At 64.0% G+C, this 13756-nt stretch carries 9 protein-coding genes; 4 read left to right on the forward strand and 5 right to left on the reverse strand.

All coding sequences use genetic code 11. From position 1 onward, the window contains the following. Positions 1-114: 114 nt before the first annotated feature. Positions 115-711 carry a GNAT family N-acetyltransferase gene (locus KZJ38_RS11070; protein ID WP_219795959.1) on the reverse strand — a complete coding sequence of 199 codons (597 nt, stop codon included), beginning with the start codon at positions 709-711 and terminating at the stop codon, positions 115-117. Between the two features lie 383 nt (positions 712-1094). Between KZJ38_RS11070 and KZJ38_RS11075 the strand changes: the two genes are divergently transcribed. Then, on the forward strand, positions 1095-6641 hold the full coding sequence (locus KZJ38_RS11075) for a trifunctional serine/threonine-protein kinase/ATP-binding protein/sensor histidine kinase (protein ID WP_246641427.1): 5547 nt from the start codon (positions 1095-1097) through the stop codon (positions 6639-6641). On the opposite strand, the gene KZJ38_RS11080 is transcribed toward KZJ38_RS11075, so the two are convergent. From KZJ38_RS11080 to tauA, 4 genes are read right to left on the reverse strand one after another with little or no spacing between them, the layout of a single operon-like run. Beyond that, positions 6642-6986 carry a GNAT family N-acetyltransferase gene (locus KZJ38_RS11080; RefSeq protein WP_219795960.1) on the reverse strand — a complete coding sequence of 115 codons (345 nt, stop codon included), beginning with the start codon at positions 6984-6986 and terminating at the stop codon, positions 6642-6644. A 23-nt stretch (positions 6987-7009) separates the two neighbouring features. Next, positions 7010-7930 carry an ABC transporter permease subunit gene (locus KZJ38_RS11085; protein ID WP_219795961.1) on the reverse strand — a complete coding sequence of 307 codons (921 nt, stop codon included), beginning with the start codon at positions 7928-7930 and terminating at the stop codon, positions 7010-7012. After that, positions 7923-8738, reverse strand: coding sequence for a taurine ABC transporter ATP-binding protein (locus tag KZJ38_RS11090; RefSeq protein WP_219795962.1), 816 nt, complete (start codon positions 8736-8738; stop codon positions 7923-7925). Before KZJ38_RS11090 ends, KZJ38_RS11085 begins: the two co-directional genes overlap by 8 nt. A 46-nt stretch (positions 8739-8784) precedes the next feature. Further along, positions 8785-9864, reverse strand: a complete 1080-nt coding sequence (tauA, locus tag KZJ38_RS11095) for a taurine ABC transporter substrate-binding protein (RefSeq protein ID WP_219795963.1) — start codon at positions 9862-9864, stop codon at positions 8785-8787. A gap of 220 nt (positions 9865-10084) precedes the next feature. Between tauA and pdxR the strand changes: the two genes are divergently transcribed. From pdxR to KZJ38_RS11110, 3 genes are all read left to right on the forward strand, one after another. Further along, a complete protein-coding gene (pdxR, locus tag KZJ38_RS11100) occupies positions 10085-11647 on the forward strand; it encodes a MocR-like pyridoxine biosynthesis transcription factor PdxR (protein WP_219795964.1) in 1563 nt (520 codons plus the stop codon). 170 nt (positions 11648-11817) lie between these two features. Beyond that, entirely contained in the window at positions 11818-12222 is a 405-nt protein-coding gene (locus KZJ38_RS11105) for a nuclear transport factor 2 family protein (RefSeq protein WP_219795965.1), read from the forward strand. A gap of 61 nt (positions 12223-12283) precedes the next feature. Next, the gene (locus KZJ38_RS11110) at positions 12284-13687 is read left to right on the forward strand and encodes an NAD(P)/FAD-dependent oxidoreductase (RefSeq protein WP_219800249.1); all 1404 of its coding nucleotides are present in this window, start codon (positions 12284-12286) and stop codon (positions 13685-13687) included. Positions 13688-13756 lie beyond the last annotated feature (69 nt).

Here is a 13756-nt window from a genome sequence, read left to right on the forward strand (position 1 = left end):
CTTTACCGTGGGCGCCGACAAGCCGGTGGTGGTCGCCATGCGTGCGCCGTAAAACCGGCGCCGCGCGCGCGTGGCGGGTCGCTGCTGCGCGCGGGGTTGCGCGCGGAAGCGGCGTCAGGACGGCGCCGCTAGCAGTGGGTCTCGCCACATCGTCCAGACACGGGGGCCGTCGCGCAGGCTGAGTTCGGACCGGACCCTGAAGCCGTGCCGTTCGTAAAACGGCACATGGGCTTCCGATGTGGCTTCGAGATAGGCGCCTGCCCCGGCCTTGTCGCAGATCGCCAGTCCCCGCTCAAGCAGCTTCGTTCCAATGCCTCGCCCCTGTTGCGGCGGAACGACGCCTAACACGCCGAGATACCAGTAGTGTCCGCGCGGCGGGCAGGCGCCTTCGAGCACGGACATCGCGGTCAGCGCCCGCGCCGACTGCCGGCCGAAGGTGAACAGGATGGCGGGCAGCAGACGCAGATTCTGCGCGACCGTCAACGGGTAGCGCTGCGGCGGCAGCCATAGCGCCGCGGCGTCAAGCGCGTCGGTCGCAACGACGAAGCCCAGCCTCGTGAATACGCTCAGATAGATTCCATACACGCGTTCGAGGCGCTTCAGGCGCGTGCGCTCGTCGGGCAACACGTAGGTCACGGTCGGATCGTGCTCGAACGCTTGCGCGAGGGTTCGTCTCAAGGTCTGGTCGACTTCGGTCGCTGGGAAGCGCATCGCTTTTTTCCGTTGTATCGGCGTCTTTTTGCCAGTCAAAGCAGCATGCTACGGCCTGATATATGACGAGCGTCCTCAAAAAGGGAAGCTGGCTTTCCGAAAACGAAATCGCGGGCGCGTTGCGACCGTAATGATCTGAAGGTTTATCGTGGGCCGTCGCAGGTTTATCGCGGGAACCCGCAGGTTTGTCGCTGGCGATTCGCAGATTCAAAAGCGGGAAGCGTCGCGCCTGCTCTGGAAAGTCAGCATGTCATATGGCATGGAGCTGTGGCAGACTAGATTTCACCGCGGTCCCCGACGATCGCGGCCCGCCGATTCAACACGTGCGCTACATGCACATCGGCCCCGACAAAGGCAATCCGATCTGATAGCGAACAGCTCAGATGTCCTTCCGGTTCGGCATGCTCGAAGATGGCGACTCCCAGCTGTTGTGGGGGGACGGCGAATTGGCGTTGTGCCGCATGTGGTGCCGGCAGCACGGCGGCGCGCGCGTCGCCCTGCTGGCGGTCAGGCCCACGGCCGAGCACCCGACGCCGGCAAGCCTCGACCGGCTCGCACACGAGCACAGCCTCAAGGACGAACTCGATTGCGCCTGGGCGGCACGGCCGCTCGAGCTGGTGCGGGAACGCGGCAAGACGCTCCTGCTGCTCGAAGATACGGGCGGCGAGCCGCTCGTGCGCCTGCTGGTTACGCCGCTTCCCACTGAACGGTTTTTGCGTCTGGCGATCGCGATCGTCGCGGCGCTCGGCAAGGTGCATCAGCAAGGTCTCGTGCATAAGGACCTGAAGCCTTCCAATGTGCTCGTTACCGCAAATGGCGAAGCGCGGCTCACCGGCTTCGGCATCGCGTCGCGTCTGCCGCGCGAGCGCCAGGCGCCCGAGCCGCCTGAAACGATCGCCGGCACGCTTGCCTATATGGCCCCGGAACAGACGGGCCGCATGAACCGCTCGATCGACGCGCGCAGCGACCTCTATGCGCTCGGCGTGATGTTCTATCAGATGCTTACCGCGTCGTTGCCGTTCGCGGCAGCCGATCCGATCGAGTGGGTGCACTGCCATATCGCGCGCAAGCCGGTGCCGCCGCACGAAAAAATCGCGAGCATGCCGCGCGCGATCTCGGCAATCGTGATGAAGCTGCTCGCGAAGACCGTCGAGGAACGCTACCAGACGGCAGGCGGCGTCGAGCGCGACTTGCAGCGCTGTCTCGCGCAATGGGAGGCGCGGCATGCCATCGAAAACTTCGCGCCAGGCGAGTTCGATACGCCGGACCGGCTCGTGATTCCCGAAAAGCTTTATGGCCGCGCGCATGAAATCGACGTGCTGCTCGATGCGTTTCACCGCATCGTCGCTGGCGGCGCGCCGGAACTCGTGCTCGTGGCCGGGTATGCCGGTATCGGCAAGTCTTCGGTCGTCAACGAGCTGCACAAGGTGCTGGTGCCGCCGCGCGGTCTGTTCGCTTCAGGCAAATTCGACCAGTACCGGCGCGACATCCCGTATTCGACGCTCGCGCAGGCGTTTCAGAGCCTCGTGCGGCCGCTGCTCGTGAAGTGCGATGCGGAACTGGCCGATTGGCGCAAAACGCTGTGCGACGCACTGGGGCCGAACGCGCAGCTGATGATCGACGTCGTGCCCGAACTCCAGCTCATTATCGGCGAGCAGCCGCCGGTGCCCGAGATCGCGCCGCAAGATGCGCAGCGGCGCTTTCAGCTCGTGTTCCGGCGCTTCGTCGGCGTGTTTGCACGGCCCGACCATCCGCTCGCGCTGTTTCTCGACGACCTGCAATGGCTCGATGCGGCCACGCTCGACTGGCTCGACGATCTGCTCACACGCTCGGACCTGCGCCACCTGCTGCTGATCGGCGCGTACCGCGACAACGAGGTCGATGCGAATCACCCGCTGCGCAGAAAGCTCGATGCGATGCGGCACGCGGGCGCGAAGATCGAGGAACTGACGCTGGCGCCGCTCGCGCGCGATCACCTGTCGCAGCTGATTGCCGATGCGCTTCGTTGTGAGCCGCCGCACGCAGCCACCCTGGCGCAGCTAGTGCACACGAAGACGGCCGGCAATCCGTTTTTCGCGCGGCAGTTCCTTGCCGAGCTCGCCGACGAAGGCCTGCTTCGCTTTGCACACGATATGTCGCGCTGGTGCTGGGATCTCGATTCGATCGATGCGAAGGGGTACACGGATAACGTCGTCGATCTGATGGTCGGCAAGCTCGCGCGGCTGCCGGCGCGAACCCGCAGCGCGATGCAACAGCTTGCCTGTATCGGCAATGCCGCCGATATCCGGCTGCTTGCCGTCGCGCTGGGCAGCCCCGAGGAACGCGTGCATGCCGATCTGTCGGACGCGCTGCGTCTCGAACTCGTCGAGCGGCTATCGGGCGCCTACCGCTTCGCGCACGACCGCGTGCAGGAAGCCGCGTATCTGCTGATTCCCGAAGCATCGCGCCCCGCGGCGCATCTGCAGATCGGCAGAATGCTTGCGGCCCATACGCCGCCCGCACGGCTTGACGACGCGATCTTCGAGATCGTCAACCAGTTGAATCTGGGTGCGCCGCTGATCACGTCCGGCGAAGAACGCGAGCACGTGGCCGGCCTCAATCTGAGGGCGGGCAAGCGGGCGAAGGCGTCGTCGGCTTATGTGTCGGCGATCAGCTATTTCGCGGCCGGCCGCGCGCTACTGCCCGCGCAAAGCTGGGAGACGCGCTACGCGCTCGTGTTCGCGCTCGACCTCCAGCGCGCCGAATGCGAACTGCTGACGGGCGACCCCGCGGCGGAAGCGCGCTTGCTGATGCTTGCCGGCCGCGCGAACAATCTCACGGATCTCGCCGCCGTCGCGAGCCTGCGCGAAATTCTCCATACGATGCGCAACCAGTTCGACGAGAGCGTCCAGGTGGCCGCGGACTACATGCGCAGCGTCGGCGCGCAGTGGCCGTCGCAGGTGACGTGGAACGACGTGCTCGCGGAATACGACACGATGCGCAAGCGCCTCGACCGGCAGCCGTTCGACGGGCAGCCGTTCGACCAGCTGGCCGCGCTGCCGCCGATGTCCGATCCCGCCGCGAAGGCGATGGTCGAGGTGCTGACCGAGATCGTGCCCGCCGCGTACTTCACGGATATGAACCTGTGCTGTCTCGTCGTGTGCCGCATCGCGAACATCAGCTTCGAGCACGGCAACAGCAACGGCTCGGTCTACGCGTACTCGCTGCTCGGCTTCTTTCTGCGCACGTTCTTCGACGATCACGAGGCTGCGTTCGGCTTCGGCAAGCTTGCGCTGGAACTTTCCGCAAGGCCGGGCCTGAGCCGCTTCAAGGCGCGCTGCTACAACAATTTCGCCTACAGCATCAATCCGTGGACGAACCCCATTCGCAGCGGTCGCGAGCTATTGCAGCAGGCGCTCAACGCAGCCGAGGAAGTCGGTGACCCCAGTTTCGCGGCTTATATCCACTTTTCGTTGATGACCGATATGATCGCGTCCGGCGATCCGCTCGATCAGGTGCACGAAGAGGGCAAGCGCGGCTTCGATTTCGCATCGAAGGCGCGCTTTGGCCTGATTGTCGATGTCATGACCGGGCATCTGCTGTTTATCCGCGCAATGCGCGGACTGACGCCGCGATTCGGCTCGTTCGACGATGCGCAATTCGACGAAGCGCGGTTCGAGCAGCATCTGGAGGCGGACCCGGGACTGGCGAACCCGAGTTGCATCTACTGGATTCGCAAACTGCAGGCCCGCTATCTCGCCGGCGATTTTGCTGCGGCTGTCGTGGCTGCGTCGAAGGCGGCGCCGCTGCTATGGACGTCGCCGGCTTCTTTCGAGCAAGCCGAATATCACTTCTATGCCGCGCTCGCGCATGCCGCGCTGTGCGATTTCGCCAGCGCGCACGAACGGCGCGGCGAAATGGAGGTGATCGCTAGCCACAGTCGTCAGATCGCGCTCTGGGCGCAGAAATGCCCGGCCAATTTCGAGAATCGCACGGCCTTGCTTGCAGCGGAAATGGCGCGGATAGAGGGCCGCGAAAGCGATGCGATGCACGGGTACGAACGCGCGATCCGCTCGTCGCGCGAGCATGGCTTTGTGCAAAACGAAGCGCTCGCGAATGAACTCGCCGCGCGCTTTTATCTCGCGCGCGGTTTCGACCGAACGGGCCGTATGTATCTGCGCGATGCGCGATATCGCTATATAAGCTGGGGCGCCAGCGGCAAGGTCCGGCAACTCGACGAGTTGTACCCGGCGCTGACCAGCGGCCCTGCGGAGGGCGTCATGGCCTCAGGCACGATCGGCACGCCCGTCGACTATCTGGATCTCGCGACCGTGATCAGGGTTTCGCAGGCGGTATCGGGCGAAATCGTGCTCGAAAAGATGCTCGATGTGCTGATGCGCTCGGCGATCGAGCAGGCCGGCGCCGAGCGCGGGCTGCTCGTGGTTTTGCGCGGCGCCGAGGCGCGCATTGCCGCGGAAGCGTCGACCGGCGAGCATGCGGTGGTGGTCGAGATCCGCGATCGCCTCGCGGATGCGGCCGCCTTGCCGCAATCGGTGCTGCACTATGCGCTGCATTCGCGCGAATGCGTGATGCTCGACGATGCATCCGACGGGAACTTCTTTTCGACCGACCCGTATATTCGCGATCGGCAGTCGCGTTCGATTCTGTGCCTGCCGTTGCTCGCGCGTGCGAAGCTGATCGGCGTGCTGTATCTCGAGAATCATCTCGCGCCGCGCGTGTTCGCGCCGGCGCGCGTCGCGGTGTTGAAGCTGCTTGCGTCGCAGTCCGCGATCGCGCTTGAAAACGCGCGGCTTTACGCCGATCTGGCCGAGCGCGAAGGCAAGATCCGGCGTCTTGTCGACGCGAATATTGTCGGTATCTTTATTTTCGCGCTCGAAGGCAAGATTCTCGAGGCGAACGATGCGTTTCTGCGCATCGTTCGCTATGACCGCGAAGATCTCGTGGCGGGGCGGCTGAGCTGGATGGATCTGACGCCGCCCGACTGGCTCGAGCGCGATAACCGCCTGTGGGTGCCCATGCTGCGCGCAACGGGCATGCTGCAGCCGATCGAAAAGGAGTACCTGCGCAAGGACGGCAGCCGCGTGCCCGTGATGCTCGGCGTCGCGATGTTCGAAGAAGACGGCAGCCGTGGCGTTGCGTTCGTGCTCGACCTGAGCGATCGCCGGCGCGCCGAGGAAAATGCGCGCGAAATGCAGCGCGAACTCGCGCATGCGAACCGCGTGACGACAATGGGTCAGCTGGCCGCGTCGATCAGTCACGAAATCAAGCAGCCGATTGCATCGGCGGCCACGAATGCATCGGCCGGCCTGCGCTGGCTCGATCGGGTGCCACCCGAGCTCGGCGAGGTGCGCCAGGTGCTCGAGCGCATCATTGCCGACGCAATGCGCGCGAGCGACGTGATGAACCGCATTCACGGCCTCGTCAAGAACGCGCCGACTTATAAGGAAACGCTGCGGATCAACGACACGATTCGCGAAGTCGTCGCGCTGACGCGCGGCGAGGCCGAGAAGGACGGCGTGTGCATCGAGATGCGGCTGGCCGACGATTTGCCGCTCGTGGTCGGCGATCGCGTGCAACTGCAGCAGGTGATGATGAATCTGATCGTCAACGCGATCGAGGCGATGAGCGCCGTCGACGACGGACAGCGCGAACTGACGATCAGTACGCGCAACGGCGCGCCGGGTACGGTGCTCGTCGCGGTCAGCGATTCGGGGCCGGGCGTGCCGTCCACGAACAGGAACCGGCTGTTTGCGCCGTTCTATACGACCAAGGCAAGCGGGCTCGGGATGGGACTGTCGATTTGCCGATCGATTATCGAAGCGCACGGCGGCGCGCTGGGGGTGAGCGCGAACCTGCCGCGCGGCGCCGTGTTCGAGTTTTCCGTTCGAGCGGGCGAAGAGGCGAAGGAGGAGGGTGATCTGACTAACTAGCTAGCGCGACGGTGAAACGATCAGCCCTTCGCACATGAGGTTTCTGCACAAGGAGCTGAATTCAGCACCTGGTGCGCCGCTCGACGCATCGACCTCGATCGGCCCATTCAGTTCTTCGTAGAGACGCGCGAGCAACGTATGCGCGATGCCCGAGCGCCTGAAGGCCGGGTCGACAAACAGATCGACAAGCGTGGCTCGCGCGCCGGCCAGCGCGCTCGCGACCGGTTCGAAACGGATCCAGCCGACGGGCTGATCGCGGTGCCACGCCACAGCGCGGCCGTTGTGCCCGTCGAACTCGATCGTGATGGCGCGAGCGCTGCGGTCCTTGAACAGATAGGCGTGCATCGGTCTCGGGAATCAGGATGGATTCAAACTTTTCCTTTCCACGGCACGAGCACTTTCTCGACGTAGCGCATCAGCAGGTCGAAGCACAGTGCAAAGAAGCCGATCACGATAATGCCCATGATCACTACGTCGCTCGACAGAAACTCCGCGGCATTGAGCACCATAAAGCCGAGACCGCTTGTCGACGCGACCATTTCGGCGGCGACCAGGGTCGTCCATCCCACGCCGATACCGATGCGCATGCCCGTGAAGATCTCGGGCAGCGCGGCCTTGAGGATCACATGGAACACCACCTGGGTGCGCGAAGCGCCCATCGAATACGCCGCATGAATCTGCTCGATCGACACCGAGCGCACGCCTGCACGCGCGGCGATCGCGAGCGGTGCGAAGATCGCGAGATAGATCAGCAGGATCTTCGAAAACTCGCCGATGCCGAACCAGATGATGATGAGCGGCAAATACGCGAGCGGCGGCAATGGCCGGTAAAACTCGATCGGCGGATCGAACACGCCGCGCGCAAGACGCGTCACGCCCATCAGGATGCCGACCGGAATCGCCGTCACGCACGCGAGCAGAAAGGCGCCGAATACACGTAACAGGCTGACGCCCGTATGCTGCGCGAGCGTCGAGTTCGCAAAGCCTTCGGTCGCGACATACAGGAACTTCTGGTACACGGCCTGCGGCGACGGCAGGAAGAGCGGCTTGATCCAGTGCAGATTGGTTGCGATAAACCACAGCCCGACGAACGCAATGACGGTGACGAGGCTGATCGCCAGGCTGCTGCCTTGTCCGGGCACGCCGAACGTATCGCCGGGCTTGACCGGTTTTTTCGCGAGCACGCGCGAGCGGCGCACCGGTTTGCGCGGCGGCGGGGCCGCGGTGTCGCCGCCGATCGGCGCGGCGTGATCGTGCGTCAGCGTATGTCCCAACTTCGAACTAAACATGCGTCACCTCGTCTTCGGCCTGATGCGTTTTCTCATCGCCGTAGATGATGCTGAGCACGCGCTCGCGCATCGCGATGAAGTCGGGACTCGATTTGATCGACCGCGCGTCGCGCGTTTCGAGAAAGCGTCGATTGAAGTCGAGGTCGTACGTGTGCGTGATGCGGCCGGGCCGCGGCGACATCACGACCAGGCGGCTCGCGAGAAAGAGCGCTTCTTCCACGCTGTGCGTGATAAAGAAGAACATCTTGCTGGTCTGCCGCCAGACATCGAGCAGCAGCTCCTGGATCGTCTCGCGCGTGAGCGCGTCGAGCGCAGCCATCGGCTCGTCCATCAGCAGCATCGCGGGGTCGCAGGTCAGTGCTCGCGCGATGCCCACGCGCTGCTGCATGCCGCCCGAGAGCTGATAGATCATGTGCTTGTGAAAGTCCTGCAGGCCAACGAGTGCAAGATTGCGCACCGCGATTTCATGGCGTGTGGCTTTTGGCACGCCTTGCAGCTTGAGGCCGAACTCGGCGTTGTCGATCACGTTGAGCCATGGCAGCAGCGCATGCTTCTGGAACACCACGCCGCGATCGGCGCCGGGACCGCAGATCTTTTCGCCGCCGAGCAGCAATTCGCCCTGGCTCGGCGAGATAAAGCCCGCCATCAGCGAGAGAAGGGTCGTCTTGCCGCAGCCCGATGCGCCGAGTGCGACGACGAAGTCTCCCGAATTGATCGTCAGGTTGATGTCGTCGAGCGCCTGCACGGTCTGCCCGGCTGTGCGGCCCGGGAAGACCACGCTCACGTTCCTGACTCTCATGCTTTCCATATCGCCTCCTGATGTGCGGCTGCGGTTAGTTCGTCATCCGCAGCGTTCATTTGAGCTTCATCGCGGCCTCGGCATAGGCCGGGGTCACGAATTTTGCGTAGTCGGGCTGCACGGTGCTGATCTGATGCTGTTCCTTCAGAAAGGCCGACGTGTCTTTCAATGCGAAAGCCGCGCGGCTCGCGTTGCCGCCGCCGAGCCATTGCGGCGAAGCCTGTTCGGCGAGCGTCGGGTACGCGTAGAGCGCAAGCGCTGCCGGCACGTCGGCCGGCGATCCGCCGATGGTCTTCGCGATTGCCGCGGCCTGCGGCGATTGCGCGTTCCAGGCGGAAGGGTTCTTGCGATACTGGTCGTCCGCGTCCGCGATCGCCTTCACGAATTTCGCCATGAAGTCCTTATGATCCTCGCCCCATTTGCGATCCACCGCAATCCCGTCGAACGTGGGTTTGCCGAGCTTCGTCAGCTCGCCCGACGTAATCAGCACCTTGCCGCTCTTCTTCAGTTCCGCCAGTGCGGGATTCCACACATAGGCGGCATCGATATCGCCGCGTTCCCAAGCCGCGACAATCTGGTTCGGCTGCATGTTGAGGATCTTCAGGCTGGACGGGTCGATGCCGAAGTGCTTCAGGGCAAACATCATGTGATAGTGCGTGGTCGAGACGAACGGCACGCCGACCGTCTTGCCTTTCAGATCCGCGGGCTTGGTGATGTTCGCGCCGTTGCGCACGACGAGCGCTTCAGCTTCGTTGATGCCGTCGAGAATCCAGAAGAGCTGCAGATCGACGCCCTGGCTCACGGCCGCGGCGAGCGGGCTCGAGCCGATCACGCCGACCTTGACGTCACCCGAAGCCATCGCGGTGGCCACCTTCGCGCCCGATTCGAACTGCCGCCAGTTGATCTTGTAGCCCGTCGCTTTCTCGATCGAGCCGTTGGCAATCGCGACGACCCACGGGTCCACGATCTGCTGGTAGGCGATCGTCACTTCCTTGTCTTCGGCGTACGACGCGTGCGCGGTCAACGCGGCGAGCGTCGCGACGATGATGCAGCGCACGACCTGAAACAGGCGCGTTTGGTTAGGACGCGGTCGTTTGAATCCACTGCGGGAAAGCCGGGCGAGTAGGGCGTTCATGGGCAGGTCTCCTGATGGTAGGTTCGCGCGATACCGGTTTTTGGCCCGCGTCGACCGGGGTTGCCCCAATCGTTCGAAACGGATTGTTTCGAGTATCGTCATTAGTGATCGGCTCAAGTTAGTGCCAGACGCCGACGATCGTTGAGTCCACATTCGGCCTGCCGTATGCCGCACGGGCGGGTTTTCCCGCACTGCGAAGCGCGCGCCTTCAGGAGAAAACATGCCTAGCCGGGCCTCGTCGGTTCTTTGGACCCAGCGGTTCGAGCGCTCGCCCGAACCGAACCTGAGCCTGCAGGCGCAAATCCGGCAAATGCTGGTCGCTTCCATCCTCGACGGTCAGCTGATGCCCGGTCACGCCTTGCCGTCGAGCCGCGAACTGGCCGACCAGCTCGGCGTGGCGCGCAATACCGTGGTGCTCGCGTATCAGCAGCTTGTCGAAGAAGGCTATCTGATCTCGCGTGAGCGCAGTGGCCATTTTGTGAATCCGTCGATGCTCGAAGGGCAGCACGATTTTGCGCGCTGGCGCGAAGCCGGGGCCGACGCCGATGCGACGGGCGCACACGCACCGGAAAATGCTGCCGACGCCGATGCGCGCCCCGACTGGAACCGGCGTATTCCGCGGCCGCCTTCGATGCAGCGCAACATCGTCAAGCCGCGCAACTGGCAGAACTACGAGTATCCGTTTATCTACGGTCAGTTCGACCAGACGCTGTTTCCGACCAATGACTGGCGCGAGTGCTGTATCAAGGCGCTGTCGGTCATGGAGATCCGCAACTGGGCGCCCGATCTGATCGAGCGCGACGACGAAGGGCTGATCCAGCAGATCTGTACGCGCGTATTGCCGCGGCGCGGCGTGTTCGCGAAGCCCGACGAGATCGTCGTGACGATCGGCGCGCAGCAGGCGCTCTACCTCGTGGCCGACCTGCTCGCGAACGAGAGCACGACGGTCGGCTTCGAAAACCCGGGTTATCCCGATGCGCGCAATATTTTTCTGACGCGCAATGCGCGGTTGCTGCCGCTCGCGGTGGACGGCGGCGGCGTGCGGACCGACGAAGACCGCGACGTACTCGCGCAATGCGACTACGTGTACGTCACGCCGAGCCACCAGTGCCCGACCTCGGTGACGATGCCGATCGAGCGGCGCCGCGCGCTGCTGAAGCTCGCGCAGCGCCATGATTTCGTCGTGATCGAGGACGACTACGAAAGCGAGAACAACTTCACCGGCGCGCCGCATCCGGCGTTAAAGAGCCTCGATACGGCCGATCGCGTGATTTACATCGGCAGTTTGTCGAAGACCTTTGCGCCGGGGCTGCGGCTTGGCTATGTGGTGGGCCCGCGCGATCTGATCCACGAGCTGCGCGCGCTGCGGCGGTTGATGGTGCGTCATCCGGCGGCGCTGATCCAGCGCGCGTTTGCCAATTTTCTGGCGCTCGGGCATCACGACACCTTGCTGCGCAAGCTCGCGCATGCGTACCGCGAACGCGCGCAACTGCTGATGGCGGCGCTCGATGCGCATATGCCCGACGCACGCTACGTGCCGGTCACGGGCGGCGCGTCGTGCTGGGTCGAGGGGCCGCCCGGGCTCGACGCCGCGCGTCTTGCCGCCGACGCGCAAGCGCGCAGCGTGCTGATCGAACTCGGCAATGTGTTCTTTATGGCGGGGCTCGAGCAGCAACGCTGCTTTCGTATGGGCTTTTCGGCGATCAAGCCGGAAAAGATCGATGCGGGCGTGCAGGTGCTGGCCGAGGTGATGCGCGAGACCTGCGCATCGCAGGCGCACTGAACCCGACGCACTGAACCTGACGCACTGAACCCAATTTTCCCGCTGGCCCAGGCGAATCCGTCCAACTGGAACTACCGCCGCGCGCGCGGCTTACCTAACGTGTCGACAGTGCCATCGCACGCATTGCGCAACGCTATGCGGCGATCTGGCGATTCCACTGGAGACACGGTATGCCTGACACGCTCAACCCGGCGCCGGCCGTCACGGCCGACACACTCGCCGCTTTTTCCGATGCCTTCAACCGCCACGACGCGCACGCGCTGATGGAATTCATGACCGACGACTGCGTCTTCGATGCAGCGGGCGGCAACGAGGTCTACGGCACGCGTTATGTCGGCAAGGATGCCGTGCGCGCAGCCTTCGAAGCGGTCTTTAAGGCGTTTCCCGATGCGCGGTGGGGACACGGCAGGCATTTCGTGACCGGCGATCGCGGCGTGTCCGAATGGGTGTTCAGCGGCACGCACACACAGGGCTTTCGCATCGAGGCGGAAGGCTGCGATCTGTTCGAGTTCCGCGACGGTTTGATCGCGGTGAAACGGGCCTTCCGCAAGGACCGTCCGCAACAGCCTGCCTGATGCGCAAGGGGAGATTCGCATGAAACACGGTGTGATTCATCTCGGCGAACCGGATTCGCCCATGGTTCGCGACGGCGGCGTTAGTGGCGATGGCAGCGCAGACCACTACGCGCAATACGACCCGACCTATGACCCGCTCGTCTCGCCCGGGCCTGGGCAGGGCAAGCAATACGCGCCGACCTACTGGGCCGCGACGGCCGGCACGGCGCCGCCCGACGACGGCCCCGTCACGCGCGATATGGATGTGGACGTGGCGATTATCGGCGGCGGTTATACGGGCCTGTGCACGGCGCTTTTTCTGGCGCGCGAGCACGGCATCCGCGCGGTCGTGCTCGAGGCGAACCGTATCAGCTGGGGCTGCAGCAGCCGCAATGGCGGGCAAGGACAGAATGCGTCGGGGCGCTTGTCGCGTTCGCAATGGATCGAGCGCTGGGGCAAGGATGTCGCGCTCAAGATGCACGACGAGATTCGCGAGGGCTTCGAGACTTTCAAGTCGCTCGTGGCGTCGATCGATTGCGATCCGCAGCCAGGCGGCCACTTTCTGATCGCGCACCGGCCGCGCATCATGGAAAAGCTCGCGGCCGAGGCGAAGGTCTGGAAGGACGTATTCGGCTACCCGTCCGAGCTGCTCGGCGCCGAGGCGTTTCGCCGCGACTATGTGAACGATGCCGAGGCGGCGGGCGCGCTGCACGAGCCGGAAGGCATCGGCATTCATCCGCTCAAGCTCGCCTATGGTTATTTGCGGCTCGCGCGCGAAGCGGGCGCGAAGGTGCATACGGCGAGTCCCGTTATCGGTTGGGAAACGGTCGGCAATGTGCATCATTTGCGCACGCCGGGCGGCATCGTACGCGCGCGAGCGGTCGGCATTGCGACGGGTGCCTATACGGCGCCGGGTCTGCATCCTTCGTTGCACAACAAGGTCATGCCGATTCTGTCGAACTCGATGGTCACGCGGCCGCTTACGGCATCCGAACTGGACGCGTGCAATTTTCGCACGACCCAGGTGCTGACCGATACGCGCACGCTGCGCTTCTATTACCGCAAGCTGCCCGACAACCGCGTGCAGATCGGCAGCCGCAGTGCGATTACGGGCCGCGACGCACCGCATCCGCGCCATTTCGACCTGCTGATGCATGGTTTGCAGCGCAAGTTTCCGGCGCTGCAGGGCATTGATATCGATTATTCATGGTGGGGCTGGGTCGATGTGAGCCACGACATGATGCCGCGCGTGTTTCAGCCTGATGCGCGACAGCCGGTTTATTACGCGCTCGGTTACGGCGGTAACGGCGTGTCGTATTCGTCGCAGGCGGGGCGGCGTTTAGCCGAGCGGATAGCAGGCAAGGGCGCGCAGCAGACCTTGCCGATTTTCACTTCGCCGTTGCCGCCGCATATGTTCGCGCCGTTCAGGCGTGTCGGGCAGCGCATGTTGTACCACTGGTATTTTGTGCGCGACGAGAAGCGGTAGAGAAATGGCGGGCGCGAATGACGCGCGCCCGCTTCGGAAAGTTAGTCAGCCTGAAGAACGCGTGATGTG

Source organism: Paraburkholderia edwinii, from assembly GCF_019428685.1.
GTDB classification, from domain to species: domain Bacteria; phylum Pseudomonadota; class Gammaproteobacteria; order Burkholderiales; family Burkholderiaceae; genus Paraburkholderia; species Paraburkholderia edwinii.

What these genes read in the sequence shown, in the direction of transcription:
- KZJ38_RS11085 (WP_219795961.1), bottom strand. Translation starts at nt 7,930, where the DNA reads ATGTTTAGTTCGAAGTTGGGACATACGCTGACGCACGATCACGCCGCG.
- KZJ38_RS11090 (WP_219795962.1), bottom strand. Translation starts at nt 8,738, where the DNA reads ATGGAAAGCATGAGAGTCAGGAACGTGAGCGTGGTCTTCCCGGGCCGC.
- KZJ38_RS11080 (WP_219795960.1), bottom strand. Translation starts at nt 6,986, where the DNA reads ATGCACGCCTATCTGTTCAAGGACCGCAGCGCTCGCGCCATCACGATC.
- pdxR (WP_219795964.1), top strand. Translation starts at nt 10,085, where the DNA reads ATGCCTAGCCGGGCCTCGTCGGTTCTTTGGACCCAGCGGTTCGAGCGC.
- KZJ38_RS11105 (WP_219795965.1), top strand. Translation starts at nt 11,818, where the DNA reads ATGCCTGACACGCTCAACCCGGCGCCGGCCGTCACGGCCGACACACTC.
- KZJ38_RS11110 (WP_219800249.1), top strand. Translation starts at nt 12,284, where the DNA reads ATGGTTCGCGACGGCGGCGTTAGTGGCGATGGCAGCGCAGACCACTAC.
- tauA (WP_219795963.1), bottom strand. Translation starts at nt 9,864, where the DNA reads ATGAACGCCCTACTCGCCCGGCTTTCCCGCAGTGGATTCAAACGACCG.
- KZJ38_RS11075 (WP_246641427.1), top strand. Translation starts at nt 1,095, where the DNA reads ATGTCCTTCCGGTTCGGCATGCTCGAAGATGGCGACTCCCAGCTGTTG.
- KZJ38_RS11070 (WP_219795959.1), bottom strand. Translation starts at nt 711, where the DNA reads ATGCGCTTCCCAGCGACCGAAGTCGACCAGACCTTGAGACGAACCCTC.